We start from the raw sequence: 26,539 nt of genomic DNA, 5'->3' as shown, positions 1-26,539 counted from the left end.
GGCCGGTGGCAGAGCCACCGGCCATCTCGTGAACCTAGACGCGCGGCTTCTCGCGAAGCTCGGTCGTCTCGATCTCGTCGCCGATCTGGATGTCGTTGTACTTCCCGAGACCGATACCGGCCTCGAAGTCGGTACGGACCTCGGTGACGTCGTCCTTGAACCGGCGCAGCGACTCGATGGCGAGGTTGTCCCCCACCACCACGCCGTCGCGGATGACGCGCGCCTTGGCGTTGCGCGTGATCGTGCCGGACCGGACGATGACACCGGCGATGTTGCCGAACTTGGAGGAGCGGAACACCTCGCGGATCTCGGCGACACCCGACTGGACCTCTTCGAACTCGGGCTTGAGCATGCCCTTGAGCGAGTTCTCGATGTCCTCGATGGCGTTGTAGATGACCGAGTAGAACCGGACATCCACGCCCTCGCGGGCTGCACGCTCGCGCGCCTTCACGTCCGGGCGGACGTTGAAGCCGATGACGATCGCGTTGTCGATGGTCGCCAGGTCGATGTCCGACTCGGTGATCGCGCCGACGCCGCGGTGCAGGATGCGCAGGCTGACCGAGTCGTCGACCTCGATCTTCATGAGCGACTCCTCCAGCGCCTCCACGGCACCGGACACGTCGCCCTTGATGATGAGGTTGAGCGCCTCGACCTTGCCCTCTTCCAGAGCGCGGGTGAAGTCCTCGAGCGAGATGCGCTTGCGGGCCTTCGCCAGCTGCGCGTTGCGCTCTGCGGCCTCGCGCTTCTCGGCGATCTGGCGGGCGGTGCGGTCCTCCTCGGTGACGAGGAAGACGTCGCCGGCACGCGGGACGCTGGAGAGACCCTGAACCTGGACCGGACGCGACGGTGCCGCCTCGAAGACCGGGTCGCCGTTCTCGTCCGCCATCGCACGGACGCGGCCGTAGGCCGTTCCCGCGACGATCGCGTCGCCGACGCGGAGCGTTCCCGACTGGATGAGCACGGTCGCAACGGCGCCGCGTCCCTTGTCGAGCTTGGCCTCGATCGCGACACCGCGTGCATCCTTGTTCGGGTTCGCACGCAGGTCGAGACCGGCGTCGGCGGTGAGCAGCACGGCGTCCAGGAGGTCCTGGATGCCGATGTCGTTGCGCGCGGAGACATCGACGAACATGACGTCGCCGCCGTACTCCTCGGCCACCAGCCCGAACTCGGTGAGCTGCTGGCGCACCTTCGCCGGGTTGGCGTCCGGCTTGTCGATCTTGTTGACCGCCACCACGATCGGCACGTTGGCCGCCTGGGCGTGGTTCAGCGCCTCGATGGTCTGCGGCATGATGCCGTCGTCCGCCGCGACCACGAGGATCGCGATGTCGGTGACCTGCGCACCACGGGCACGCATGGCGGTGAACGCCTCGTGGCCCGGGGTGTCGATGAAGGTGATGGCCCGCTCGAAGCCGTCGTGCTCCGTCCACACCTGGTACGCACCGATGTGCTGGGTGATGCCGCCGGCCTCGCCCGCGACGACGTTGGCGTTGCGGATCGCGTCGAGCAGTCGGGTCTTACCGTGATCGACGTGACCCATGACCGTGACGACCGGGGGCCGGATCTCGAGGTCCTCGTCGGACTCGCCTTCCAGCTCGGCGTCGAGGTCGATGTCGAAGCCCTCCAGGAGCTCCTTGTCCTCGTCCTCCGGGGAGACGACCTGGATGCGGTAGCCCAGCTCCTCGCCGAGCACCTCGAAGGTGGCCTCGTCGAGGGACTCCGTCGCCGTCGCCATCTCTCCCAGGTGGAAGAGGACGGTGACCAGCGACGCGGGGTTCGCGTCGATCTTGTCGGCGAAGTCCGAGATGGATGCGCCACGGCGCAGACGGACGACGGTGCTGCCGTCGCCGCGGGGTACGGTCACGCCACCCAGCGACGGGGCCTCCCGCATCTCGAATTCCTGGCGCTTCGCGCGCTTCGACTTGCGGGCCTTGCTCTTGCCGCCACCGCGACCGAACGCGCCGGCCGTGCCGCCGCCCGGTCCACGACCGCGACCGCCGCCACCACCGGGGCGCGGGCCGCCGAAGCCGCCGCCGGGACGCTGGAAGCCGCCGGCTGCACCGGCACCGGCCCCTGCGCCACCGGTTCCGGGGCGCTGCTGGAAGCCGGGACGGCCGCCGCCGCCACCACCGGGACGCGCGCCGCCCGGGCGGTTTCCGCCGCCCTGGCCGGGAGCGCCGATGCGCGGAGCGCCGGGGCGCGGCGGGGTGGGACGAGGGATGTTGCCGGGCGACGGGCGCTGGCCCATGCCCTGCGACGACGCGAACGGGTTGTTGCCCGGACGCGGAGTGCGCTGGCCCATCCCCTGGTTGCTGGAGAACGGGTTGTTGCCCGGGCGCGGGGCGCCGGGACGCGGGATGCTGCTCGCGCCGCCGGGGCGCGCAGCGCTGGACGGCTTCACGGCGTCCGGCGTGGCCGGGGTGCCGGGGTCGGCCGTACCGGCAGCGGCCTTGGCGGCCTCCGCCTTCTCGGCGGCCTTCTCAGCAGCTTTCTCGGCGGCGGCCCTCTCGGCCGCGGCCTGACGCTCTGCGACCGACAGCGGCGCCTGCGGCTTGGGGCCGGCGTCCGTGTCGACCTCTGCTGCGGCGGGCGCAGCGGGAGCCGCCTGCGGGCGCGGCGCACCGGGGCGGGGAGCCTGCGACGGTGCCTTCGGACCGGCGGCGGTCGCCGTCTCGGGCGCCTTCGCCGAGCCGGAGTGTCCCTCGGCCTCGAGGGCCGCACGCAGCTTGCGTGCTACCGGAGGCTCGATGCTGGAGGACGGTCCCTTGACGAACTCGCCCATTTCCTTGAGTTTCGCGAGCGCGACTTTACTGTCGACACCGAGCTCGCTCGCGACCTCGTGTACGCGTGGTTTTGCAGCCACAATTCTCCTGTCTGGGGGCCTACCCCAGGACAGGGGCAGGCGTTAGTTGTGGACGGATCTCATTTCGAGCCGCTCATCGGTTGTCACTCATGTGAAGTCAACTTCTTCAGCCTGTTCTCATAATTTGCGACCGGATGGTCGCGGTGCCGAGCGTCCCTTCCACCCGCAGCGCCCGCCCGAAGGCTCGGCGCTTGAGCGCGAGGTCGAGACACTCGTCGACCGGATGCAGCCACGCGCCTCGCCCTGGACGGGTGGCGGACGGGTCCACCACGAGTTCTGAATTCTGGGCGACGATCCTCAGAAGAGAGGACCGGGGAGCGCGAGAACGGCATCCGACGCACGTTCTGACGGATTCCATCTTACTCCTCCCGGCGGCGCGCGCCGAACGGACGGACGACGGCCTCTCCAGGCTAGTGCCACCGGCCGGTCCGCCAGATGGAGGACTGGTCACCGTGCCGGGATCGGCGGACACTTCCCGTGGGGAGGCACCATGAAGAGACTGGACCGCGAGGCGCGGCCCACCGGAACGCGCACGCTCCGGCTCGTCGTCGCCTGCGGGCTCGGCGCTGCGGCCCTGACAGCGGCGCAGTCCGCCCAGCCCGTCGTCGCTCCGGCATCCGCAGCCTCCGTGGCCTGGAGCCAGTTCGGAAACGGCCCGTCGCACTCGGGAGTGAACGCAGCGGAGACGCAGATCACCCCATCGACGGTGGCATCACTGACTCCCCTGTTCACCGCGACGCTGCCGGGCGTCTCGGACGGGCCGCCCGTCGAGCAGCCTGGAGTGGCGACGGCCGGCGGCACGCGGGACCTCCTCTTCACGACGACCAAGGACGGCTGGATCACGGCCACCGACGCCCCGACCGGCGCCGAAGTGTGGAAGCACCAGAACGGCCCGGGCTCCTGCACGATCAACAACGGCGGAACGCCCTGCTACACCACGTCGTCGCCGGCGATCGACCCGAGCGGAGCCTACGTCTACAGCTACGGGCTCGACGGGAAGGTGCACATGTACGCCATCGGGACGGGTACCGAGGTCACCGGCGGAGGCTGGCCGGAGATCGCGACCCTCAAGCCCTACGACGAGAAGAGCTCGCCGGCGCTCACGACCCTCGGATTCGGCGGGCACACCTACCTGTACGTCTCGAACGGAGGGTATCCCGGCGACCGAGGCGACTACCAGGGCCACGTCACGACGATCGACCTCGGGACGGGGTCGCAGCGCGTGTTCAACACGCTGTGCAGCGACCAGACCGGCCACATCGCAGCCAATGGATGCCCGGCCAGCCAGTCGGCGGTCTGGGCGCGGCCGAGCGTCGTCTACGACCCGGGCACCCAGCGCATCCTGTTCTCCACCGGCAACGGCGCCTTCGACGGCAGCCACGACTGGGGCGACTCGGTGCTCGCCATGAACCCCGACGGCACCGGCGCCGGAACGGGACCGGTCGACAGCTACACGCCGACGAACTACGCCAGCCTCGATCAGGCGGACCTCGACCTCGGCAGTACAGCGCCCCAGGTGGTGACGGCCCCGGCCGGTTCGTCGATCCCCCATCTGGCGGTGCAGGGCGGCAAGGATGCGCGCCTCCGCCTCCTGAACACGGCGAACCTCAGCGGGACCGGTCACCCCGGCGCCACGGGCGGCGAACTGAACTCGATCGCCGTCCCCCAGGGCGGCCAGGTGCTCACCCAGCCCGCGAACTGGGTGGACGGCGCCGGCACGTCGTGGGTCTTCGTCGCGAACAACAGCGGCATCTCCGGCCTCAAGCTGCAGGCGACCGGCGGGACGCCATCCCTCGTGCCTGTCTGGAACCAGAGCGCCGCCGGCACGACGCCCATCGTGGCCGGCGGTGTGCTGTTCTACCTCTCGAAGAACGGAGTCCGCGCGCTCGACCCCGCGACAGGGACACAGCTGTGGACGGACGCGGCCGGAGGCAGCGGGCTCCACTGGCAGAGTCCGATCGTGACGAATGGGCGGCTGTACTTCACGGACGGCGGCGGCAAGCTCCGCGCCTACGCCCTCCCCGTCGGGGCGCAGAAGGTCGGCCGCCTGGCGGGCGCAGACCGCTACGGGACGAGCACGGCCGTCTCTGCCGCGACCTACCCGGCCAATGCGCCGGTCGCCTACATCGCCTCCGGCGTACAGTTCCCGGATGCGCTGTCCGGCTCCCCCGCGGCCGCGCGTGCGGGCGGTCCGATGCTGCTCGTGCAGCCGGGAGCCGTGCCGCCCGCCGTGCAGACCGAGCTCCAGCGCCTCCATCCCGCGAAGATCGAGGTGCTCGGCGGTGCTGACAGCATCGCGGACTCCGTCCTCACCCAGCTGCAGACCTTCACGACCGGGACCGTGTCACGCCTCAGCGGCGGCGACCGCTACGAGACGAGCGCTGCGATTTCGCGTGCCACCGCCGTGACAGGACCGGCGGTGGCGTACGTCGTCTCGGGTGTGTCCTTCCCGGACGCGCTCTCGGCCGGCGCCCTGGCCGCCCGCACTGCCGGCGCTCCGCTGCTGCTCAGCGCGCCGTCGTGGATCCCGTCGCCGATCGCGACGGAGTTGACGCGCCTCGCTCCGCAGTCCATCGTCGTGGTGGGCGGGCCGGACGCCGTATCCGACGCCGTGCTCACGGCGCTGAAGGGATACACGACCGGATCCGTCACGCGCGTGAGCGGGTCGGACCGGTTCGGGACCAGCGCCGCAGCGGCGGCGGCGTTCCCGGCCGGGACGGCCTCCGCCTTCGTCGCCTCCGGCGTCGACTTCCCCGACGCGCTGTCGGCCTCCGCTGCGGCGGGCACGAGCGGCGCTCCGCTCCTGCTCACCCTTTCCGGGGCCGTGCCGACCGCCGTCGGTCAGCAGCTCACCCGCATCGGTCCGTCGCACATCTCGCTCGCCGGCGGAAGCGATGTGGTGAGCGACGGCGTGCAGGCTTCACTCGCCGCCTACGTGAAGTAGAGCGTGCGCGACCGAGCGAGCCGGTGACGCAGCGAGTCAGTGATGCAGGGAGCCCGCTCAGTCCCGATCGAGGATCGAGTCCGGCTGGATGTCGATCTTCGCGCCGGTCAGCTTCGCAGCGAGGCGGGCGTTCTGGCCCTCTTTGCCGATCGCGAGCGACAGCTGGTAATCCGGGACGAGCGCACGGACGGCCTTGAGCGACTCGTCGATCACGAACGCACTGGTCACCTTGGCGGGAGAGAGCGCGCTCGCGACGAACGTCGCGAGGTCCGGCGAGTAGTCGACGATGTCGATCTTCTCGTTGTTGAGCTCGGCCGTGACCGCGCGGACCCGCTGTCCGAGCTCGCCGATGCAGGCGCCCTTCGCGTTCACCCCGGGCTCCGTCGCGCGCACGGCGATCTTCGTCCGGTGACCGGCCTCGCGGGCGAGCGAGACGATCTCCACGACACCGCTGGCGATCTCCGGCACCTCGAGGGCGAACAGCTTGCGGACGAGCGCGGGATGCGTGCGCGACACCGTGATCGACGGACCCTTCGCACCTTTCGAGACGCTCGTGACATACACCCGGATGCGCGACCCGTGCGTGTACTCCTCGCCCGGCACCTGCTCCTCGGGCGGGAGGATGGCCTCGACCGTCCCCAGGTCGATGTGCACCATCCGCGGGTTGGGGCCCTGCTGGATGACACCGGCGACGATGTCGCCCTCGCGCCCGCGGAACTCGCCCAGCACCGCGTCGTCCGCGATGTCGCGCAGACGCTGGTTGATCACCTGCTTGGCGGCGAAGGCCGCGATCCGGCCGAAGTCGCTGGGGCTGTCCTCGGCCTCGCCGATGACATTGCCCTCTTCGTCGTGCTCGGGCACGTAGACCGTGACGTGGCCGGTCTTGCGGTCCAGGTGCACGCGGGCCGCGGGCGGCTGGTCGCTGTGACCGTGACGGTGCTCGGCCTGGTTCGTGTGCTTCAGATACGCGGTCAGGATCGCCTGCTCGATGATCTGCACCAGCTCGTCGAACGGAATCTCTTTCTCGCGCTCCATGAGACGCAAGACGCTGAGGTCGATGTCCATGCCGGCCTCCTCTATTCAGATCTCGCCGCCGCGTGACAGCGCGGCGGACTCAGTCCTCTACGCTACCCGAGATTCCCCACGGCGTGTACGCCGGGTACCGTGCACGCCATGACGTCCCCCAGCCGACTCGCCTCCCGCGTCGAACGCGAACCCGCCGTGCGCGCGCTCGCCCGGGTCGGGATCGCCGCAATCGGCCTGCTGCACATCCTCATCGGCGCGATCGCGCTGGCCGTGGCCTTCGGCGCCGGTGGGAACGCCGACCAATCGGGCGCGCTCCAGGCCATCGTGGCCGTTCCCGGCGGCCTATTCGCTCTGGGAGCGGTGATCGTCGGGCTGATCTTCCTCTCCGTGTGGCAGCTCCTCCAATCCATCACCGCCCATCGACGCAGCGAGAAGCTGGTCGAGGTGGCGAAGTTCGTGGTCTACGCGATCCTGGCGGGCGCCGCGATCTCGATCGCCGCCGGCGCGCGGAAGAACTCCTCCGCATCGGAGCAGTCGGCGAGCGGCAAGCTGCTCGGGACACCCGGCGGGGTCTTCCTCCTCGCCGCCATCGGCCTCGTGGTGGTGGCCGTCGGGATCGACTTCCTGGTCAACGGCGTCACCCGCCGCTTCGAACGGGACCTGCGGCTCCCGCCCGACCGCTGGGCGACGATCACGGCGATCCTCGGCCGGGTGGGCTACATCGCGAAGGGCATCGCCCTGGTCATCGTCGGCGGTCTGGTCACGTATGGGGCCATCACCTCCGACCCGAAGCAGGCGGGAGGACTGGACGGCAGCCTGAAGGAACTGACGAAGGTGCCGTTCGGCGTCGTCCTGCTCGTGCTCATCGCCATCGGGCTGATCGCCTACGGCGTCTTCTGGTGCGTGCGGGCCTTCGCCTCCCGTTTGAAGGAGCAGTAGGTCGCTCGCCCCTCCGGCTGCTCGTCCCCTCCCGCTACTCAGTCGCGGCTCCGGCGAACTGTGCATTGTAGAGGGAGTAGTACGCGCCGCCCTGGGTCAGCAGCTCCGCATGGGTGCCCTGCTCGACGATCCGCCCGGCCTCCATCACCAGGATGAGGTCGGCGTCCCGGATCGTGGACAGCCGGTGCGCGATCACGAACGACGTGCGGTCCGCGCGGAGCGCGCTCATCGCCTTCTGCACGAGCAGCTCCGTCCGGGTGTCCACCGACGACGTCGCCTCGTCCAGGATGAGCACGCTCGGCCGTGCGAGGAACGCCCGCGCGATCGTCAGCAGCTGCTTCTCCCCCGCCGACAGGTTCGAGCCCTCATCGTCGAGCACCGTCTCATACCCGTCGGGCAGCGAGTGCACGAACCGGTCGACGTAGGTGGCGCGCGCAGCATCCAGAACTTCGTCCTCGGTCGCATCCGGGCGGCCGTAGAGGATGTTGTCGCGGATGGTGCCCTTGAACAGCCAGGTGTCCTGCAGCACCATCCCCATCCGGCTGCGCAGGTCGTGCCTGCTCATCGTGGCGATGTCGACGCCGTCGAGGGTGATGCGTCCGCCGTCCAGGTCGTAGAAGCGCATCATCAGGTTGACCAGGGTCGTCTTGCCTGCCCCGGTCGGGCCGACGATCGCGACGGTCTGGCCCGGCTGGGCGATCAGCGACAGGTCCTCGATGAGCGGAGTCTCCTCGGCATACCGGAACGACACGTCCTCGAACGCCAGCAGCCCCTTCGTGCCCTCGGGATTCTCCGGCTCGGCGGGATCGGCCGACTGCTCGTCCGCATCCAGCAGCTCGAAGACGCGCTCGGCGCTCGCCACTCCGGACTGCAGCAGGTTCGCCATCGAGCCGAGCTGGGTGAGCGGCTGGGTGAACTGGCGGGAGTACTGGATGAACGCGGTCACGTCTCCCAGCTGCATCGCACCGCTGGCCACCTGCAGACCGCCGACGACCGCGATCGCGACGTACATCAGGTTCCCGACGAACATCATCGCGGGCATGATCATGCCGGAGATGAACTGGGCGCCGAAACTCGCCCGGTACATCTCCTGGTTCTTCTCGCGGAAGCGCGCCTCCACCTCGCGGTGCCGTCCGAACACCTTGACCAGCGAATGGCCGGTGAAGGCCTCCTCGATCTGTCCGTTCAGCTCGCCGGTGTGCTTCCACTGAGCGACGAAGAGCTTCTGCGAGCGCTTCGCGATGACCGTCGTGATGATGAGGGTCAGCGGGATGGTGATCAGCGCGATCACGGCGAGGAGCGGCGAGATCACGAACATCAGGACGACCACGCCCACCACCGTCAACAGCGACGTGAGCAGCTGGCTCATCGTCTGCTGAAGCGACTGCGAGATGTTGTCGATGTCGTTGGTCACCCGGCTGAGGAGCTCGCCGCGCTGCATGGTGTCGAAGTACCGCAGCGGCAGGCGGTGGAGCTTGTCCTCGACGTCCGCACGCAACCGGTACACGGTCCGCTGCGTGACGCCGTTGAGGACGTACGCCTGCAGGTAGCTGAACAGCGACGAGGCGACGTACAGCGCGAGCACCCAGAGCAGGGTGTGGCCGACCGCGGTGAAATCGACGCCGGCTCCGGGAGTGAACGTGGTTCCCGAGAGGAGGTCCGCGAACTGCGTCTGCCCCTTCGCGCGCACGGCCGCGATGGCCTGCGCCTGCGTCATCCCCTTCGGGAATGCGAGGGACAGCGCCCCCGCGAACACGAGGTTGATCGCGTTGCCCAGCAGCTTCGGGCCGAGCACTGCGAAGGCGACCGACACGACGGCGAGCGCGGTCACTGCGGAGAGGGCAGCCCATTCCGGGCGCAGCCGGCCGAGCAGCCGCTTGGCGCTGGGGCCGAAGTTCATGGACTTCTCGACAGGCATCGCCATCCCGCCGAACGGGCCGCCGCCGCCGGGACCGCGCCGCATCGGCGGGCCTGCGGGCCGGACCGGCGCTGTCGTCTTCTCACTCATCCCGTGCCTCCCTACACCGCGTCCTGGGCGGCGAGCTGCGACGAGACGATCTCGGCGTAGGTCTCGCTGCTCTGCACGAGTTCGTCGTGGGTCCCCCGGCCGACGACGCGGCCGTCCTCGAGGACGATGATCTGGTCGGCGTCCACGATGGTGGACACCCGCTGCGCGACGACGATCATGGTCGCATCCGCCACGTCCCGGGCGAGCGCCGCCCGCAAGCGCGCGTCCGTGGCGGTGTCGAGCGCCGAGAACGAGTCGTCGAACACGTAGATCTCCGGCTTGCGCACGAGGGCCCGCGCGATCGCGAGCCGCTGGCGCTGACCGCCGGAGACGTTCGTGCCACCCTGCGCGATCGGCGCCTCCAGCCTGTCGGGCATCGCCTCGACGAAGTCTCGCGCCTGCGCCACCTCCAGCGCGTGCCACAGCTCCTCGTCGGTCGCCTGCGGGTTGCCGTAGCGGAGGTTGGAGGCGACGGTGCCCGAGAAGAGGTAGGGCTTCTGCGGGACGATGCCGATGCGCGACCAGAGCAGCTCCGGGTCGAGGTCCGCCACATCCACTCCGTCGACCAGGACGATGCCGCTCGTGGCGTCGAACAGGCGCGGGATGAGGTTCACCAGGGTCGTCTTACCGGCGCCGGTGCTGCCGATGATCGCCGTCGTGCGACCGGCCTCGGCGAGGAACGTGACATCCGTGAGCACGGGATGCTCGGCGCCGGGATACGAGAAGCCGACATCCACGAACTCCACCGTTCCGTGAGACGTCACCTCGGTCACCGGTGTGTCCGACATGCGCACCGAGGTCTCGGTGCCGAGGACTTCGCCGATGCGGTCGGCGCAGACCGAGGCGCGCGGCACCAGCACGGCCATCATCGTCGACATCATCACGCCCATCAGGATCTGCATGAGGTACTGCAGGAAGGCCGTCAGCGTCCCGATCTGCAGCGAGCCGTCCTGGACCCGGAACGAACCGAACCAGATCACGGCGACGCTCGAGACGTTGAGCACCAGCATCACGATCGGGAACATCAGCGCGAACAGGCGCCCGGCCTTCAGCGCCGTCTCCGTCACCTCGTCGTTGGCGGTCCGGAAGCGGCGGACCTCCACCTCCTCCCGGACGAAGGCGCGCACCACGCGCATGCCGCTCAGCTGCTCGCGCATCACCCGGTTCACGCGGTCGATGCGCTCCTGCATGCGGCGGAACTGCGGGATCATGCGGGAGATGATGATGCTGACGGCGATGAGCAGGGCCGGCACGCTCACCGCGATCAGCCAGGAGAGGGCGATGTCCTGCCGCATCGCGAGCACGATCCCGCCGACGGCGAGGATCGGGGCGGAGACGAGCAGGGTGCAGGTCATCATCACCAGCATCTGCACCTGCTGCACATCGTTCGTGTTCCTCGTGATCAGGGAGGGCGCCCCGAACGACGAGACCTCACGCTCCGAGAACTCGCCGACGTGGTGGAAGATCGCCTCGCGCAGGTCGCGGCCGACCCGCATCGCGACCTTCGCACCGAAGTACACGGCCGTGATGGAGCACGCGATCTGCAGGAGCGTGACGCCGAGCATCTCTCCGCCGACGGAGAGGATGTAGCCGGTGTCGCCCTTGGCGATGCCGTTGTCGGTGATGTCCGCGTTGAGGGTCGGCAGCCAGAGGGAGAGCAGCGACTGGGCCAGCTGGAAGACGATCACCGCGACCAGCAGCGGCCAGTGCGGCCGGAGGAACCGGCCCAGGAGTCTCAGGAGCATGATGCCTCCGTCGGAATGGATGGGGTGGAGGTACGGATGCGGGGATCCGGGCTGAACGGGGAGCCGACGTGCGGGGAGGAGCCCGCGATGCCGACCAGGGTCATCGTGGCGAGGTCGTCGATGCTGAACTCGATGCCCTCGTTGAGCGCCGGGAAGGCCGACGAGAAACTCAGCAGCCGCAGCAGATGCGCGACACGCTCGGGCGGCCAATTGAGCTCCTCCGCCTCCGGTTCGAGGACCTGAGCGATGATCGCCGCGAACTCGCCGCGCGCCTGCGGGATGGGCGGCCGCTGGTGCCCGACGACCGGCATGATCCGCATGACGCTGTTGAAGCGCTCGCGGAGCAGGTACAGGATGGCGCGGACCTTGTGCTCCAGAGGAAGCGCCGGGTCGATGCTGCGAAGCGCCTCGCGCAGCGGCTCGGGATCGAGGTACTTCTCGATCGCCGCCTGCACCAGCGTCTCCTTGTCGCCGAAGGCGCGGAAGATGGTGCCCTCGGCGATCCCGGCGGCCTCCGCGATCTGGCGGGAGGTGACGCTGCGGCCGTGCTCGAGCAGGAGCGGGATGACCGCATCCACGATCATCGCCTTGCGGTCCTCCGCCTGCATCGGCTGCGCGCGGGTGCGCGGTTCGGCGGTCACGGCATCCTCGGTCACCCGAACACTATAAGCGGAGTGAGTGCTCACTCACAAGCGGTTTTCTCGCGCTTCCTTCTGCCGAGGTGCTCATTGTTGCATGCCCGCCCGGCGCGTCTGGTGCAACAACGAGCACCTCGGCGTCAGGACGGACCGAGAACGGGACGGGACCGAACGGGACGGGACGGGACGAGGACGGGACGAGGACGGGACGAGGACGGGGACGGGGTCAGGACGGGGAGGGGAAGATGGCGGCGATCTCCGCGAGGTCGTCGGAGGTGGGGGTCCAGGCGGAGGCGGCCTCGGCGTTCGCGACGATCTGCTCGGGCTTGGTGGCGCCGGCGATCACGCTGGTGAGGCCGGGCTGGGCCAGCAGCCAGGCGAACGTCGCGGCCAGCATGGTGACGCCGCGCTCGTCGCAGAACGCCTGGTAGCGCTCGATCCGATCCCAGGGAGCACTGTCGAGAAGGTATCGACGCGCGCTCATGATCCGGCTGTCGGCGGGACCGCCCTCGCGGCTGAACTTGCCGGTGAACAGTCCGTTGTAGAGCGGGAAGTACGGCAGGAAGCCGAGACCGTACCGGTTCACGGCCGGGAGCACCTCGCGCTCGGAGTCCCGCGCGAGCAGGCTGTACTCGTTCTGCGCGGAGATGAACTTCGGATGCCCGTGCAGCTGCGCCGTGAACTCGGCCTCGGCGATCTGCCAGCCGGAGAGGTTGGAGTGGCCGATGTAGCGGATCTTGCCCTCGGCGATGAGGTCGTCGAGGGTCTCGAGCGTCTCCTCGATCGGCGTCACGGGATCGGGCTGGTGCAGCTGGTACAGGTCGATCCAGTCGGTGCGCAACCGACGGAGGGAGCCCTCCACGGCGAGGCGGATGTAGCGGCGCGACCCGCGGGCACCCCAGTCCGGTCCGTTGACGCCGGCCATGTCCATCCCGAACTTGGTCGCCAGGACGATCGTGTCGCGCTTGCCTTCGAGGGCCTTGCCCATCAGCGTCTCGGAGAGTCCGCGCTCCTTGCCGTAGATGTCGGCGGTGTCGAACAGCGTGACGCCGGCGTCGATCGCAGCGCCGATGACCGCATCGGTGCCCTCCTGCGTCTCGGTCGCGGTGCCCGCGCGGCCGAAGTTGTTGCAGCCGAGGCCGACGGTGGAGACGACGAGGCCGGAGGGTCCGAGGGTGCGGTAGTCGATGTTCACCATGCCGTCGAGTCTAGGCACGCCGGCCGGCGGTCATCGGGTTGTGAATCCGTCCACAGGGCGGCGCCCTGCGGAGTTATCCCCGATGTCCGATTCCCGCGAGTGGACGTCAGTGGTCCGCCCTAGAGTCGACCCATGAGCAGTTCCTTCGCCTATCTCCTCCGCACCTCGAGCCCCATCGGACGGCTCGAACTGACCAGCGACGGCACGGCCGTCACGTCTCTCTCCATCGAGCGCGAGGGTCACCTGCCGCTCGACGACCATCCCGAGCGGACCACCGCCGTGCTCGATGACGCCGCCGCACAGCTCGGCGAGTACTTCACCGGGACCCGCCGCGTGTTCGACGTCCCCATCCGCCTGCAGGGCACGCCCTTCCGCCAGGCCGTCTGGGAGCGGCTGGCCGAACTCGAGTTCGGCACGTTCGTCTCCTACGGCGAGCTCGGCGCCTCCCTCGGCCACCCCGGCTACGGCCGGGCCATCGGCGGAGCCGTCGGGGCGAACCCGATTCCGATCATCGTCGGCTGCCATCGCGTCCTGTCCTCGAACGGACGGGTCACCGGCTACAGCGGGGGCGACGGCATCCCGACGAAGCTGTGGCTCCTCGAGCACGAGGGGATCCTGCTGGCCGCATGAGCGAGACGACGACACCGGTGCGCGCGGCGCTCGTCGTGGGCGAGGACGGCCTCGCCCGCTGCTCCTGGTCGGCGGCCGACCCGGAGTACCGCCGCTACCACGACGAGGAATGGGGCCGACCGCAACACGATCCGCGGGCGCTCTACGAGAAGCTGTGCCTGGAGGGCTTCCAGGCCGGCCTGTCCTGGATCACCATCCTGCGACGGCGGCCGGCGTTCCGGGAGGTGTTCCTCGGCTTCGAGCCGGAGCGGGTCGCTGCGATGACGGAGGCGGATGTGCAGCGCCTGTTGCAGGACGAACGCATCATCCGCCATCGCGGGAAGATCGAGGCGACGATCTCCAACGCACGGACCGTGCTCGCGCTCGACGTCCCGCTCGAGGAGCTGATCTGGAGCTTCGCGCCGGAGCCGCTGGATCGCCGGCCCCGGGGATGGGGCGACGTCCCTGCGGTCACCCCGGAATCGACGGCGCTGAGCAAGGAACTGCGTCGGCGAGGCTTCCGCTTCGTGGGGCCGACCACGATGTACGCGCTCATGCAGGCGACCGGCATGGTCGACGACCACATGGAGGGGTGCTTCCGGGCGTGAGGTTCCGCGCCCGGGGAAAAGACCGAGAGAGTCGGGCCGACGGCGGGATCTGGCTCCATCACCGGATTCTCGCTGGTGACGCGCTACCGCTCGTGCCCGACCGCAGGCGGGATTGATGCGCTTCACGCTCCGGTAAGGAAACGACGCATTGGGGATGAACGCGCCGGCCACCACACCATCGGCCCGACTTATTGAGGTCGTACGGATCGCAGCGAATGCGTGCCCGACAGCCTCGGATCAGGGATCCTCTCTCTTGGTCCTGAGTTTATCTCACTTTTACTCCGGGCACCACCGCGAGTTCGCCACGCGCCTACCCAATAGGGGGGCTAGACCCGGAGTACCGCCGCTAGGCCCGGAGACCGCCACTAGACCCGGAGTACGGCCATCAGGCTTCCCGGCACGCCGCGTACCTCGGGAACGACGAGGTTCAGGTCGCGAGTCCCGTTCTCGGCAGGACGCAACTCGTAGCCCTCCGAGCCGGCCCAGCGGAGCAGCTCCTCCGTCGTCGCGAACGCCGCACCCGCCTCCAGAAGGGCGCGCGCCAGAAGCCCTTTCGCCTGCTTGTTGAAGTGGTTCAGCGCACGGACGTGGCCGCTCTCGTCCCGGGCGAGCACGCGGATGTAGTGCGCGCCCTCCCGATCGGGAAGCGGCGCGAGCGCGGCATACCCCTCGGACCGCAGATCGAGCACGAGGTCGGCCCGCTCGGCCAGCGCGGCGGCTCCGGCAGCGGCCCAGCGCTTCTTCAGGGATGCTGCGCCGCGCTGCACCGACAGCCGTGAGTCGAACGACAGCCGATAGGCCGGAACGAGGTCGCCCGCGCCGACGAGTCCGAGCATCGCCGACTGCACCACCACGGAGCCGCTGGCGACCGCCCACTCCGCCGCGCTCAGCGATGACGCAACGAGCGCGTCATACAGGATGCCCGTGTACCGCTCCAGCGCCCGCATCGTCGGCGCCTCCGGGATGGCCCGGTTGCGATCGACCTCGTCCGCCTGCTTCGGCCCCAGCTTGAGCGCCCGCATCGCAGCGTCGCGGTCGGCGGCCAGCGCGACCACCGCATCCACGACCTCACGTCGGACGGGGTTCAGCGACGGGAAGCTCAGCCGGTCGAGGTCGAGGGGCGACCCCGCTCCCCCGTCCCTCTTGGTCTCGGAGGGCGGGAGCAGGATGAGCACGCCTAACCCTCCACGAAGCTCACGGCGATGGTGACGTTCTCGCCCAACGGGGCAGACGTGTCGAGGGTGACACGCGGGAGGGTGCCGCAGGCGCCCCACCACTCGTCGTACTCGTCGGTGTTCTGCTCAACGGCGTACGCCGCGACCAGCCCTGTCCGCTTCGCGAGCCGCTCCCTGTGCAGCTCGGGGTCGGCGCACACGGTCTCGACGACACGGAGCTTCACGCCGCACCGCTCCGCCAGGTCGCGCCACTGCAGCCGCGCGGGCTCCACGGCGTTCACCGCGTCCACGACGACGGAATGGCCCGACTGGAGCACCTGCTCGGCCATCGTCTCGGCCACAAGGTAGGCCGCGAGCCCGGTCGGCTGGTCGGAGTCGATGCCCGCTCGCAGGATCGACGCCTCGATCGGATCCACCGAGATCATCGTCGCGCCGAGCCGGCCGGCGAGGATCTCCGCGATGGTGGACTTCCCGGAACCGGGAAGCCCCGCCATCGCGACCAGCATCGGGACGCGGACGTCTCCGAACTGGCGCTCCAGCGGGGCTCCCTGCTGCTCCGGCATGTCAGACCAGCTCGGCCTGACGGGCCACCACGGTGACCGTGTTGTTCTCGACGGAGAGGAAGCCGCCGTCGGCGCTGGCGGTGATCGACTCGCCCCCGTTGAGGATCACGCGCACTTCGCCCTCGGCGAGGATGGCGAGCAGCGGCTCATGCCCGGGCAGGATACCGATCTGCCCCTCGACGGTCCGCGCGACGACCATGCTCGCCTCGCCCGACCACACTTCGTGGTCGGCCGCGACGACGCTGACAGTGAGAACAGCCATGACTAGCCGTTCTCCTTCTGGATCTGCGCCCACTTCTCCTCGACGTCGGAGATCGGTCCGACGTTGAAGAAGGCCTGCTCGGCGACGTGGTCGAACTCGCCCTTGGCGATCGCATCGAACGACTCGATGGTCTCCTTCAGCGGCACGGTCGAGCCCTCGACGCCGGTGAACTTCTTCGCCATGTAGGTGTTCTGCGAGAGGAACTGCTGGATGCGGCGCGCACGCGACACCGTGATCTTGTCCTCCTCCGACAGCTCGTCGACACCGAGGATCGCGATGATCTCCTGCAGCTCCTTGTTCTTCTGGAGGATCTGCTTGACCGTGGTCGCCACCCGGTAGTGGTCCTCGCCCAAGTAGCGGGGGTCGAGGATGCGGGAGGTCGAGGTCAGCGGGTCGACGGCCGGGTACAGGCCCTTCGACGCGATCTCACGGGAGAGCTCGGTCGTCGCGTCCAGGTGCGCGAAGGTGGTCGCGGGCGCGGGGTCGGTGTAGTCGTCGGCCGGCACGTAGATCGCCTGCAGCGAGGTGATCGAGTGACCGCGGGTCGAGGTGATGCGCTCCTGGAGCACACCCATCTCGTCGGCGAGGTTCGGCTGGTAGCCCACCGCGGACGGCATGCGGCCGAGCAGCGTCGAGACCTCGGAGCCGGCCTGCGTGAAGCGGAAGATGTTGTCGATGAAGAGCAGCACATCCTGCTTCTGCACGTCGCGGAAGTACTCCGCCATCGTCAGCGCGGACAGGGCGACGCGCAGACGCGTTCCCGGCGGCTCGTCCATCTGGCCGAAGACGAGCGCGGTCTTGTCGAAGACGCCCGCCTCCTCCATCTCGTGGATGAGGTCGTTGCCCTCACGGGTGCGCTCGCCGACACCGGCGAACACCGACACACCACCGTGGTCCTGCGCGACGCGCTGGATCATCTCCTGGATGAGGACGGTCTTGCCGACGCCCGCACCGCCGAACAGGCCGATCTTGCCGCCCTGGACGTACGGGGTGAGGAGGTCGATGACCTTGATGCCGGTCTCGAAGAGCTGGGTCTTGGACTCGAGCTGGTCGAACGACGGCGGCTGGCGGTGGATCGGCCAGCGCTCGGTGATCTCGATCTTCTCGCCCGGTTCGCCGTTGAGCACGTCACCGGTGACGTTGAAGACCTTGCCCTTGGTGACATCGCCCACGGGGACGCTGATCGGGGCGCCGGTGTCGCGCACCTCGCCGCCGCGGACCAGGCCGTCGGTCGGCTTCAGGGCGATCGCGCGCACCAGGTCGTCGCCCAGGTGCTGGGCCACCTCGAGGGTGATCTCGGTCGAGCGGTCGCCGATCGTGATCGTGGTCTTCAGGGCGTTGTAGATGCCCGGGATCGCGTCGTGCGGGAACTCGATGTCGACGACCGGACCGGTGACACGGGCAATGCGTCCCACACCGGCCGGCTGCGCGGTCGAAGCCTGGGCTTCGGCGGTAGCGGTAGTCATGATTCTTATCTCTCTCGTTGGACGATCATTTGGCCGAGCTGAGCGCGTCAGCGCCGCCGACGATCTCGGAGATCTGCTGAGTGATCTCCGCCTGCCGGGCGTTGTTGGCGAGTCGCGTGTAGTCGGTGATGAGCTTGTCGGCGTTGTCGCTGGCGGCCTTCATGGCCTTCTGCGTCGCCGCGTGCTTGGAGGCGGCGGACTGGAGCATCGCGTTGAAGATGCGGCTCTCGATGTAGACCGGGAGCAGCGAGTCGAGGACGGTGGCCACGTCGGGCTCGAACTCGTAGAGCGGCAGGACCTGCGTGCGGTCCGGCTCCTCCAGGCCCTCCACGACCTCCAGCGGGAGGAGGCGGACGACCTGCGGTTCCTGCGTCAGCATGCTGATGAAGCGGTTGTAGATGACGTGGATCTCGTCCACACCGCCGTCGGACGCATCGCGCAGGAAGGACTCCAGGATCGCGTCGGCGACCTCCTTCGCCTGCTCGAACTCCGGGCTGTCCGTGTTGCCGGTCCAGACCCGCTCGAACGCCCGCCGCCGGAAGCTGAAGTAGCCCTGCGCCTTGCGGCCGACGAGGAAGTACACGACCTCCTTGCCCTGGCTGCGCAGCAGCTCGGCGAGCTTCTCGGACTCCTTGAGCACGTTCGAGTTGAACGCCCCGGCCAGACCGCGGTCCGACGAGAAGATGACGATCGCTGCGCGCTCGATCTTCTCCGGCTCCGTGGTCAGGACGTGGTCGACGTTCGAGTACGTCGCCACCGCCGACACCGCGCGCGTGATGGCGCGGGCGTACGGCGAGCTGGCGGCGACCCGCGCCTGCGCCTTCTGGATGCGGGAGGCGGAGATCAGCTCCATCGCACGGGTGATCTTCTTGGTCGTCTGGGCAGACTTGATCTTCTGCCGGTAGACCCGAAGCTGTGCTCCCATGTCTCTCCTCTTACCTGATTCTTTCTGGGCCTAAGTCGCTCGTCGGGACGGCGCTCAGCGCCGGGCCTTGACGATGCGCTCCTGGTCGACGTCCTTCTCGTCGATGGCCTCGAACTCTTCGCGCCCGACCGAGGCGAGCGGCTTGCCCTCGCCGGTCTGGAACTCGAGCTTGAACGCATCCACGGCCGCATCGAGCTGCGCCACCGTGTCGTCGCTCAGGACGTTGGTCTCGCGCAGCGTGTCCAGGATGTCGGTGTTGCGTCGCAGGTGGTCCAGCAGCTCCGCCTCGAAGCGCAGGACGTCCTCGACGGCGACCTCGTCCAGCTTGCCGTTGGTGCCGGACCAGATCGAGACGACCTGCTCCTCCACCGGGAACGGCGAGTACTGCGGCTGCTTGAGCAGCTCGGTCAGGCGGGCGCCGCGCGCCAGCTGACGACGGCTGGCCGCATCGAGGTCGGACGCGAACATCGCGAACGCTTCGAGCGAGCGGTACTGGGCGAGCTCGAGCTTGAGCGTGCCGGAGACCTTCTTGATGGACTTCACCTGGGCGTCGCCGCCGACGCGGGAGACCGAGATGCCCACGTCGACCGCGGGACGCTGGTTGGCGTTGAACAGGTCGGACTGCAGGAAGATCTGGCCGTCGGTGATCGAGATCACGTTGGTCGGGATGTACGCCGAGACGTCGTTCGCCTTCGTCTCGATGATCGGCAGGCCGGTCATCGAGCCCGCGCCGAGCTCGTCGGAGAGCTTCGCGCAACGCTCCAGCAGGCGGGAGTGCAGGTAGAAGACGTCGCCCGGGTAAGCCTCGCGTCCCGGCGGACGGCGCAGGAGGAGGGAGACGGCACGGTAGGCCTCGGCCTGCTTGGACAGGTCGTCGAACACGATGAGGACGTGCTTGCCGCCGTACATCCAGTGCTGGCCGATCGCGGAACCCGTGTACGGCGCGAGGTACTTGAAGCCGGCGGGGTCGGAGGCAGGAGCCGCGACGATCGTCGTGTACTCCATCGCGCCCGCATCCTCGAGCGCGCCCTTCACCGAGGCGATGGTCGAGCCCTTCTGGCCGATCGCGACGTAGATGCAGCGGACCTGCTTGTTCTCGTCGCCCGACTCCCAGTTGGCCTTCTGGTTGATGATCGTGTCGATCGCGATGGCCGTCTTGCCGGTCTGGCGGTCGCCGATGATCAGCTGGCGCTGACCGCGGCCGACCGGGATCATCGCGTCGATGGCCTTGATGCCGGTCTGCAGCGGCTCGTGCACGGACTTGCGCTGCATGACGCCGGGCGCCTGCAGCTCGAGCTCGCGGCGTCCCTCGCTGGCGATCTCGCCGAGACCGTCGATCGGGTTGCCGAGCGGGTCGACCACGCGACCGAGGTAGCCGTCGCCGACCGGGACGGAGAGGACCTCGCCGGTGCGGGTCACCTCCATGCCCTCCACGACCTGGTCGAACTCGCCGAGCACGACGACGCCGACCTCGTTCTCGTCCAGGTTCTGGGCGAGGCCCAGGGTGCCGTCGGAGAAGCGGATGAGCTCGTTGGCCATCACGCTGGGGAGGCCCTCGACGTGCGCGATGCCGTCGGAGGCGTCCAGCACGTGGCCGATCTCGGTCGCCCCGGCCGAGGCGGGCTCGTACGTGGTGACGAAGTCCTTGAGGGCGTCGCGGATGTCGTCAGCGCTGATGGAGGATGTCGGGCTGCTCTTGGTGTCTGCCATGGTGATTCCTATCTTGAGGCGGTCAGCCCGCCAGCTGAAGCCGGAGTTCGGCGAGACGCGACGCGACGCTTCCATCGATGACGTCGTCACCGATCTGCACGCGCAATCCGCCGATGATCGAGGGGTCGACGACCTGATTGACCTTGAGGTCGCCGTAAGTGGCGCTGAGCACCGAGCGCAGACGCTCGGCCTGCGCCTGGGGAAGCGGTGCCGCCGCGTAGACCGTCGCGATGGTCTGACCGTCCTGAGCTGCGACAGTGCGCGCGGCAGCGCGGAGCGACTCGCGGATGCTGCGACCGCGGGGCTGCTCGACGAGCTGGCGCGCGATGGCGACCGTCTGCTTCGAGGCCCGCGACCCGAGCAGGCGCTCGACGAGGGCCACCTTGGATGAGGTCGGAGCCAGTTTGCTGCGCAGCGCGAGCTCGAGGCCCGCGTCGGAGGTCACGGCGCCTCCGAAGGCGAACAGCTCGGCCACGATGTCGACATCGCCCGGGGCGGAGGAGGCGATCGCACGGATCCCGAGCTCCTCGATCCCGGCGAGCAGGTCGTCGTGGGTCGACCAGCGCTGAGCGGTGACCACGGTGAGCAGCTCGACGGCCGGCGCGGACAGCGAGGCGAAGACCCGCTTCACGAGCACCGCCTTGCCCTCTGCCGAAACCGTCGGGTCGCCGAGGACCGCACGGAGCTGGGCCGAGTCGGCGACGACCCGGCCTGCAGCGAACAGGTCTTCAGCCGTCGCCAGATCGGCCGTGGACCCGAGGCCGGCGAGAGCCGAGACGGATCGGGCCAGTGCTTCTCTGGTGGCGCTTCCCATCAGTTGCCCGACCCGGCCTTCTGAGCCGTCTCGTCGGCTTCGAGGTCCGCCAGGAAGCGGTCCACGATCGCCTGCGCGCGCTTGTCCTCGTCGAGGGCCTCGCGCACGACGGTCGACGCGAGGTCGATCGCCAGCGAGCCGACCTCGCCACGGAGCTGGACGAGCGCCGTCTGGCGCTCGGCCTCGAGCTGGGCCTGAGCCTGAGCCGTCACGCGAGCAGCCTCGGACACCGCGGTGTCGCGGGCTTCCGCGACGATCTTCTGACCGTCGGTCCGCGCGTTCTCGCGGATCTTCGCAGCCTCGGCACGTGCCTCGGCGAGCTGGGCGGTGTACTGCTCCAGGAGCGCCTCCGCCTTGTGCTGCGCCTCGTCGGCCTTCGCGATGTTGCCTTCGATCGCCTCGGCGCGCTCATCCAGCAACTTCCTCATTCGCGGAAGCGCGAGCTTCCAGAAGAAGATCAGGATGATGAAGAAGCAGATCAGAGAGCCGACGATGTCGTACCACTCGGGGAAAAGCGGATTCGGAGCGGCCGCGGCTGCGGCGGTCACCACACCGTTGAGCATCGTTCCTCCTTATGAAGAGAGATAAAGAGGGACTACTGGCCGGCGGTGAAGATGAAGTACGTTGCGATACCGATCAGCGCGAGCGCCTCGGTGAACGCGATACCGATGTACATCAGCACCTGGAGACGACCGGCGAGCTCAGGCTGACGCGCGACACCCTCGATGGTCTTCCCGACCACGATGCCGACGCCGATGGCGGGGCCGATGGCCGCGAGGCCGTATCCGACGGTGGCGATGTTGCCGGAGATAGCAGCGATGTCCACTTATGTGTTTCCTTCCGTGATGTCAGCCGCGCGGATGCGCGACCCGATTAGTGTTCCTCGGCGACTGCGAGCTGGATGTAGACAGCCGCGAGCAGTGCGAAGACGTAAGCCTGGAGAACCGCGACCAGGATCTCGAACAAGGTGAAGGCGAAGCCGAACGCCATGGTGCCGAAGCCGAGCAGGCCCCAGCCGCCGCCGACGGTGAAGACGAAGAACGCGGTGCCGCTGAAGAACAGGACGAGGAGCAGGTGCCCGACGATCATGTTCATGAGCAGTCGCAGTGTGAGCGTGATCGGACGCAGGATGAACGTCGAGAAGAACTCGATCGGGGTCACGATGATGTAGAACGGCCACGGCACGCCGGGCGGGAAGAGGGCGTTCCTGAAGAACGACTTCGGGTTCTTCTTCACACCGGCGTAGATGAAGGCGATGTAGGACACGACGGCGAGCACGAGCGGGACGCCGATGACCGAGGTGCCCGCGATGTTCATGAACGGGATGACACCCGTCAGGTTCATGAACAGGACCATGAAGAAGATGGTCGTGAGCAGCGGCAGGAAGCGCCGCCCGTCCTTCTTGCCGAGGAGGTCCTCCGCGATGTTGACGCGGACGAGGTCGAGACCCATCTCGACCAGCGACTGGAAGCGGCCGGGGACCAGCTTCATGTTGCGGGTGCCGAGCCAGAAGATCAGGACCAGGGCGGCCACCGCGATGAACCGGATGATCATGATCCGGTTGACCTCGAAGGCCCCGATGGAGAAGAGGGTGGGCGGGAAGAACTCATCGATCGAGGGCCCGTGGAAGCTTCCTCCATCGGAGCTTGCGGCCTGGACCAGCAGGTTCACAGCGTTAGCTAACAGCGCTATCTCCTGTTTCGGGGCGTCGAGCCATGGGCTCTCGCGACGACGAACGGTGGACGCCCAGTGGTGACGCGCCGGTGATGTTCATGGCGCAATTGGGCGGGGGATCACGAGTAACTCTACAAGAGTTTTCAGTGGGTAACGAATCGGATACAGCTCAGCGCTTCTGCCCGGGCAAGCGGGTGTCGCTGACGTACGGGACCCGTGAGCGGAAGGCCACGATCATGTCGACGACGAGGGATCCGATCACCCCGGCGATGAGGCTCAGGAACAGCACGACCGGGCTGATCCAGGGCTGATCCCGCAAGAGGATGGCGAGCACCAGGAAGAGCACGAACTTCACGATCCAGCTGCCCAGCACGATGCCGAAGAAGAGGCCCACGAAGAGGTCGGAGCCGATGAAGCGGTTGGCGATCAGGATGCTCAACGCCGTTATCGAGAGGAACACGGCGGCCATCGCCGTGCCGATCAGGGCGCTGCTCACGCCGACCCAGCCGGCGAAGATGCCGCCGAGCAGCATCCCGGCGATGGCGATGATGCCGGCGAGGATGAGGCCGTACTTGAGGACATCCCGCAGGACCGGGGTGGAGCTCGGCTGAGCCGGCGGCTGGGCGGGGCTGGCGCCGTCTGGGTGCTCGGTCATCGGGGCTCCTCGGTCAGGGCGGGGTGGTCGGTCGGCGCGGTTCGCCGCGGGACGTGCTCGCTGGCCTGATCGAGCTGGTCGAAGCGTGCCGTCTCGGCTGCCTCGCGGCTGCCGGCCGGGGTCAGCTCGGCGACGGCCTCGTTCGCCTTGCGGCGGCTGAGCGGTGCGAGCGTGAAGGCGGTGCAGACGACCAGGCCGATGGCGACGAACACGATCGCCATCCAGTACGGGTCGAAGAAGAACAGCAGGCAGCCGATGGAGAGCACGGCCGTCCACGCGTAGAAGATCAGCACGGCGTGCAGGTGGCTGTGCCCCATGTCGAGCAGCCGGTGGTGCAAGTGCTTGCGGTCGGCGCTGAACGGCGACTTCCCGGCGCGCAGTCGCCGGATGACGGCGAGGCCGAAGTCGAGCAGCGGGATGATCAGCACTGCGAACGGCAGGATGATCGGGATGAAGGCGGGGACCAGCGACGACTTGCCCAGGGTCTGCAGCGCTTCGGGATTGATCGTCCCGGTGACCGAGATGGCGGACGTCGCCATGAGCAGGCCGATGAGGAGAGCGCCCGCATCCCCCATGAACATCCTCGCTGGGTGCCAGTTCAGCGGCAGGAAGCCGGCACAGGCGCCCACCAGGATCGCGGCGATCACGCCGGCGAGACTGAAGTAGTTCTGCGGGCTGATCTCGCGCTGCAGGAGGTAGGTGTAGACGAGGAACGTGCCGTTGGCGATGAGAGCGACACCGGCGACCAGTCCGTCCAGGCCGTCGATGAAGTTGATCGCGTTCATCACCAGGACGATCGCGAACAGGGTGATGACGATCGACATCACGGGAGAGCCGACCGTCAGCCCGCCGATCGGCAGGGAGTAGATCTGCACCCCCAGCCAGGCCACGAGACCGGCCGCCACGAACTGCCCGGCGAGTTTCGTCATCCAGTCCAGGTCCCAGATGTCGTCGGCCACACCGATGACGACGATGAGAAGGGCCGCCCCCAGGATGGCGAGGATCGGTCCCTGATCGGAGAAGATCAGCGACAGCACGCCGAACTGACTGGAGAGCAGCCAGGACACCCCGAAGGCGACCAGGATGCCGAGGAACATGGCCACGCCGCCGAGACGCGGTGTCGGGCGGGTGTGCACATCCCGGGCGCGGATCTTCGGGTACAGCCGGTAGCGCATGGCCAGCTTGTAGACGACGAACGACATCCCGAAGGTGATCACCGCCGAGATCAGGGCGAGGGCGAGGAGAAGGGTCACGGCTGGGCGTCCGCGGCGGCGGCCGGCTCCTCGAGCGCGGCGCCGACGACCTCGCGGAGCTGCTCGATCGATACGACGCCGTGACGGAGGATGCGCAGACCTCCGGCGCCGGACGCCAGCGCGGTCGCATCCACGATGGTCGACGAGGAGTCCTTGCCCTCGACGCGCTCGTACGCCGAACCGGCCTCTCCGCCGTCGAGGTAGACCGCGACGGAGTCGCCGAGCATCGCCTCCGCCTCCGCGGCGGTGCGTGCGGCCGGTCGACCCGTGAGATTGGCGGAGGACACGGCGAGAGGGCCGGTCTCCGACAGGAGTTCGAGCGCGATGGTGTCCTTGGGCATGCGCAGGGCGACGGTGCCCTGGGTCTCCCCCAGGTCCCAGACCAGCGACGGGGAGGCCGGGAGCACGATGGTCAGCCCGCCCGGCCAGAAGGCGCGGACCAGCGCATCCACTTCGTCCGGCACCCGCTCGGCGAGTGCCGCGAGTGTCGGGATGCCGGGCACCAGGACGGGAGGCGGCGACTGGCGGCCGCGTCCCTTGGCATCGAGGAGGCGCTGCACGGCGGCGGGGCTGAACGCGTCGGCCGCGACCCCGTACACCGTGTCGGTGGGGATGACGACGAGTTCGCCGCGTCCGATCGCTGCACGGGCGAGACGCATGCCGGAGAGCAGCTCGGAGTCGACCGAGCAGTCGTAGATGGGAGCCATGACGGCTCCCATGATAGCCGGGGCGCCGACGCCCCGACTGGGAGGACGATACTTGAGGGCGATGGATGTCTACTTCTTCGACTGCGATAAGACCCTCTACGACTACGACTTCCACAAGCGGCTTCCCAAGCTCGCGGAGCTCGGGGGTGTCAGCCAATACCGGCTCGCGTCGGCCTGGTGGGCGGGCGGCCACGAGCGCGCGGCGGAGATCGGCGAGTACGCCACCAGCGAGGAGTACCTGGACGCGTTCGCCGAGGTCACCGGCGCGCGACTGTCGCTCGCCCAGTGGCAGGAGGCTCGGAAGGCCGCGATGACGCCCATCCCCGGCGCCATCGCCGCGCTCCACGAGGCGACGGGGCTCGGTACGGTGTCGCTGCTGTCGAACAACCCCATCCCGTTCAAGGACTCGCTCCCCGTGCTGACGCCGGAGATCGTCGATGTGCTGCGCGACAACGACCTCGTGTCGGCCGTGCTCGGCGCGCGGAAGCCGGAGCGCCGCATCTACACCCGGGCGCTCGGGCTGTTCGGCGTGGATGCGGCGGACGCCATCCTGTTCGACGACTCGCTCGCCAATGTGGAGGGCGCGCGTGCCGCCGGGATGCATGCCCACCACTTCGTCAAGCGCCCCGACGGCGGCTTCGACACCGACGGCATGCTCGACGCCCTCCACGCCTTCGCCGCCCGCTGACCCCTCTCCCTGCCCCCCGCCCCACCGTCGAGTCCACAAAGACTGCACGCCCCTGTCTCTTATACACATCTC

General features: G+C 68.7%; 25 protein-coding genes. 5 read left to right on the top strand and 20 right to left on the bottom strand.

Annotated elements, in window-relative coordinates; translation table 11 throughout:
• Nucleotides 1–34 precede the first annotated feature (34 nt).
• Complete coding sequence (gene infB / locus ACPYOG_RS07705) at nucleotides 35–2,860, bottom strand: translation initiation factor IF-2 (protein WP_481293647.1); 2,826 nt, start codon at nucleotides 2,858–2,860, stop codon at nucleotides 35–37.
• Nucleotides 2,861–2,966: 106 nt separating this feature from the next.
• The gene (locus tag ACPYOG_RS07700) at nucleotides 2,967–3,218 is read right to left on the bottom strand and encodes a YlxR family protein (RefSeq protein WP_481293646.1); all 252 of its coding nucleotides are present in this window, start codon (nucleotides 3,216–3,218) and stop codon (nucleotides 2,967–2,969) included.
• Between the two features lie 132 nt (nucleotides 3,219–3,350).
• On the opposite strand from ACPYOG_RS07700, the gene ACPYOG_RS07695 reads away from it, so the two are divergent.
• Nucleotides 3,351–5,804 carry a cell wall-binding repeat-containing protein gene (locus ACPYOG_RS07695; protein WP_481293645.1) on the top strand — a complete coding sequence of 818 codons (2,454 nt, stop codon included), beginning with the start codon at nucleotides 3,351–3,353 and terminating at the stop codon, nucleotides 5,802–5,804.
• Nucleotides 5,805–5,861: 57 nt separating this feature from the next.
• Here the strand turns inward: ACPYOG_RS07695 and nusA are convergent, their stop codons facing one another.
• Nucleotides 5,862–6,869 (bottom strand): transcription termination factor NusA, encoded by a 1,008-nt coding sequence (gene nusA / locus ACPYOG_RS07690; RefSeq protein ID WP_481293644.1) that lies wholly within the window; start codon nucleotides 6,867–6,869, stop codon nucleotides 5,862–5,864.
• Nucleotides 6,870–6,977: 108 nt separating this feature from the next.
• Here nusA and ACPYOG_RS07685 point away from each other — a divergent pair, with 108 nt between their 5' ends.
• The gene (locus ACPYOG_RS07685; RefSeq protein WP_481293643.1) at nucleotides 6,978–7,769 is read left to right on the top strand and encodes a DUF1206 domain-containing protein; all 792 of its coding nucleotides are present in this window, start codon (nucleotides 6,978–6,980) and stop codon (nucleotides 7,767–7,769) included.
• Between the two features lie 34 nt (nucleotides 7,770–7,803).
• On the opposite strand, the gene ACPYOG_RS07680 is transcribed toward ACPYOG_RS07685, so the two are convergent.
• The 4 genes from ACPYOG_RS07680 to ACPYOG_RS07665 all read right to left on the bottom strand — a co-directional run bounded on the left by ACPYOG_RS07680 (nucleotide 7,804) and on the right by ACPYOG_RS07665 (nucleotide 13,358).
• The gene (locus ACPYOG_RS07680; protein ID WP_481293642.1) at nucleotides 7,804–9,777 is read right to left on the bottom strand and encodes an ABC transporter ATP-binding protein; all 1,974 of its coding nucleotides are present in this window, start codon (nucleotides 9,775–9,777) and stop codon (nucleotides 7,804–7,806) included.
• A gap of 11 nt (nucleotides 9,778–9,788) precedes the next feature.
• A complete protein-coding gene (locus ACPYOG_RS07675) occupies nucleotides 9,789–11,522 on the bottom strand; it encodes an ABC transporter ATP-binding protein (protein ID WP_481293641.1) in 1,734 nt (577 codons plus the stop codon).
• Entirely contained in the window at nucleotides 11,513–12,178 is a 666-nt protein-coding gene (locus ACPYOG_RS07670) for a TetR/AcrR family transcriptional regulator (RefSeq protein WP_481293640.1), read from the bottom strand. Before ACPYOG_RS07670 ends, ACPYOG_RS07675 begins: the two co-directional genes overlap by 10 nt.
• Before the next feature lie 208 nt (nucleotides 12,179–12,386).
• Nucleotides 12,387–13,358: an aldo/keto reductase gene (locus tag ACPYOG_RS07665; protein WP_481293639.1), complete on the bottom strand. Its 972-nt coding sequence runs from the start codon at nucleotides 13,356–13,358 to the stop codon at nucleotides 12,387–12,389.
• Between the two features lie 132 nt (nucleotides 13,359–13,490).
• On the opposite strand from ACPYOG_RS07665, the gene ACPYOG_RS07660 reads away from it, so the two are divergent.
• Together ACPYOG_RS07660 and ACPYOG_RS07655 are read left to right on the top strand one after the other, a co-directional pair.
• A complete protein-coding gene (locus ACPYOG_RS07660; RefSeq protein ID WP_481293638.1) occupies nucleotides 13,491–13,988 on the top strand; it encodes a methylated-DNA--[protein]-cysteine S-methyltransferase in 498 nt (165 codons plus the stop codon).
• Entirely contained in the window at nucleotides 13,985–14,575 is a 591-nt protein-coding gene (locus ACPYOG_RS07655) for a DNA-3-methyladenine glycosylase I (RefSeq protein ID WP_481293637.1), read from the top strand. The genes ACPYOG_RS07660 and ACPYOG_RS07655 overlap by 4 nt, the downstream gene beginning before the upstream one ends.
• A 365-nt stretch (nucleotides 14,576–14,940) precedes the next feature.
• On the opposite strand, the gene ACPYOG_RS07650 is transcribed toward ACPYOG_RS07655, so the two are convergent.
• From ACPYOG_RS07650 to ACPYOG_RS07590, 13 genes are all read right to left on the bottom strand, one after another.
• Nucleotides 14,941–15,750: a YaaA family protein gene (locus ACPYOG_RS07650; RefSeq protein WP_481293636.1), complete on the bottom strand. Its 810-nt coding sequence runs from the start codon at nucleotides 15,748–15,750 to the stop codon at nucleotides 14,941–14,943.
• Nucleotides 15,751–15,752: 2 nt separating this feature from the next.
• Nucleotides 15,753–16,313 carry a P-loop nucleotide/nucleoside kinase family protein gene (locus ACPYOG_RS07645; protein WP_481293635.1) on the bottom strand — a complete coding sequence of 187 codons (561 nt, stop codon included), beginning with the start codon at nucleotides 16,311–16,313 and terminating at the stop codon, nucleotides 15,753–15,755.
• Between the two features lies 1 nt (nucleotide 16,314).
• Nucleotides 16,315–16,575 (bottom strand): F0F1 ATP synthase subunit epsilon, encoded by a 261-nt coding sequence (locus ACPYOG_RS07640; protein WP_090036206.1) that lies wholly within the window; start codon nucleotides 16,573–16,575, stop codon nucleotides 16,315–16,317.
• 2 nt (nucleotides 16,576–16,577) lie between these two features.
• On the bottom strand, nucleotides 16,578–18,041 hold the full coding sequence (atpD, locus tag ACPYOG_RS07635) for a F0F1 ATP synthase subunit beta (RefSeq protein WP_481293634.1): 1,464 nt from the start codon (nucleotides 18,039–18,041) through the stop codon (nucleotides 16,578–16,580).
• Nucleotides 18,042–18,066: 25 nt separating this feature from the next.
• A complete protein-coding gene (locus ACPYOG_RS07630; RefSeq protein ID WP_481293633.1) occupies nucleotides 18,067–18,966 on the bottom strand; it encodes a F0F1 ATP synthase subunit gamma in 900 nt (299 codons plus the stop codon).
• Between the two features lie 54 nt (nucleotides 18,967–19,020).
• The gene (atpA, locus tag ACPYOG_RS07625) at nucleotides 19,021–20,676 is read right to left on the bottom strand and encodes a F0F1 ATP synthase subunit alpha (RefSeq protein WP_481293632.1); all 1,656 of its coding nucleotides are present in this window, start codon (nucleotides 20,674–20,676) and stop codon (nucleotides 19,021–19,023) included.
• 22 nt (nucleotides 20,677–20,698) lie between these two features.
• A complete protein-coding gene (locus tag ACPYOG_RS07620; RefSeq protein ID WP_481293631.1) occupies nucleotides 20,699–21,490 on the bottom strand; it encodes a F0F1 ATP synthase subunit delta in 792 nt (263 codons plus the stop codon).
• The gene (locus tag ACPYOG_RS07615) at nucleotides 21,490–22,053 is read right to left on the bottom strand and encodes a F0F1 ATP synthase subunit B (protein WP_481293630.1); all 564 of its coding nucleotides are present in this window, start codon (nucleotides 22,051–22,053) and stop codon (nucleotides 21,490–21,492) included. Before ACPYOG_RS07615 ends, ACPYOG_RS07620 begins: the two co-directional genes overlap by 1 nt.
• 32 nt (nucleotides 22,054–22,085) lie before the next feature.
• Complete coding sequence (gene atpE, locus ACPYOG_RS07610; protein ID WP_090036194.1) at nucleotides 22,086–22,316, bottom strand: ATP synthase F0 subunit C; 231 nt, start codon at nucleotides 22,314–22,316, stop codon at nucleotides 22,086–22,088.
• Nucleotides 22,317–22,363: 47 nt separating this feature from the next.
• On the bottom strand, nucleotides 22,364–23,161 hold the full coding sequence (gene atpB / locus ACPYOG_RS07605; protein ID WP_481293629.1) for a F0F1 ATP synthase subunit A: 798 nt from the start codon (nucleotides 23,159–23,161) through the stop codon (nucleotides 22,364–22,366).
• A gap of 172 nt (nucleotides 23,162–23,333) precedes the next feature.
• Complete coding sequence (locus tag ACPYOG_RS07600) at nucleotides 23,334–23,819, bottom strand: Cg1360 family ATP-synthase-associated protein (RefSeq protein ID WP_481293628.1); 486 nt, start codon at nucleotides 23,817–23,819, stop codon at nucleotides 23,334–23,336.
• Nucleotides 23,816–25,072 carry an MraY family glycosyltransferase gene (locus ACPYOG_RS07595; RefSeq protein WP_090036189.1) on the bottom strand — a complete coding sequence of 419 codons (1,257 nt, stop codon included), beginning with the start codon at nucleotides 25,070–25,072 and terminating at the stop codon, nucleotides 23,816–23,818. The genes ACPYOG_RS07600 and ACPYOG_RS07595 overlap by 4 nt, the downstream gene beginning before the upstream one ends.
• On the bottom strand, nucleotides 25,069–25,779 hold the full coding sequence (locus tag ACPYOG_RS07590; RefSeq protein WP_481293627.1) for an L-threonylcarbamoyladenylate synthase: 711 nt from the start codon (nucleotides 25,777–25,779) through the stop codon (nucleotides 25,069–25,071). Before ACPYOG_RS07590 ends, ACPYOG_RS07595 begins: the two co-directional genes overlap by 4 nt.
• A 61-nt stretch (nucleotides 25,780–25,840) precedes the next feature.
• Between ACPYOG_RS07590 and ACPYOG_RS07585 the strand changes: the two genes are divergently transcribed.
• Nucleotides 25,841–26,467 carry an HAD family hydrolase gene (locus ACPYOG_RS07585; RefSeq protein WP_481293660.1) on the top strand — a complete coding sequence of 209 codons (627 nt, stop codon included), beginning with the start codon at nucleotides 25,841–25,843 and terminating at the stop codon, nucleotides 26,465–26,467.
• Nucleotides 26,468–26,539 lie beyond the last annotated feature (72 nt).

This window comes from Leifsonia sp. HAY1-4F, assembly GCF_056755275.1.
The sequence above is the reverse complement of the archived record's forward strand: the minus strand, read 5'-3'. Positions and strand labels throughout refer to the sequence as shown.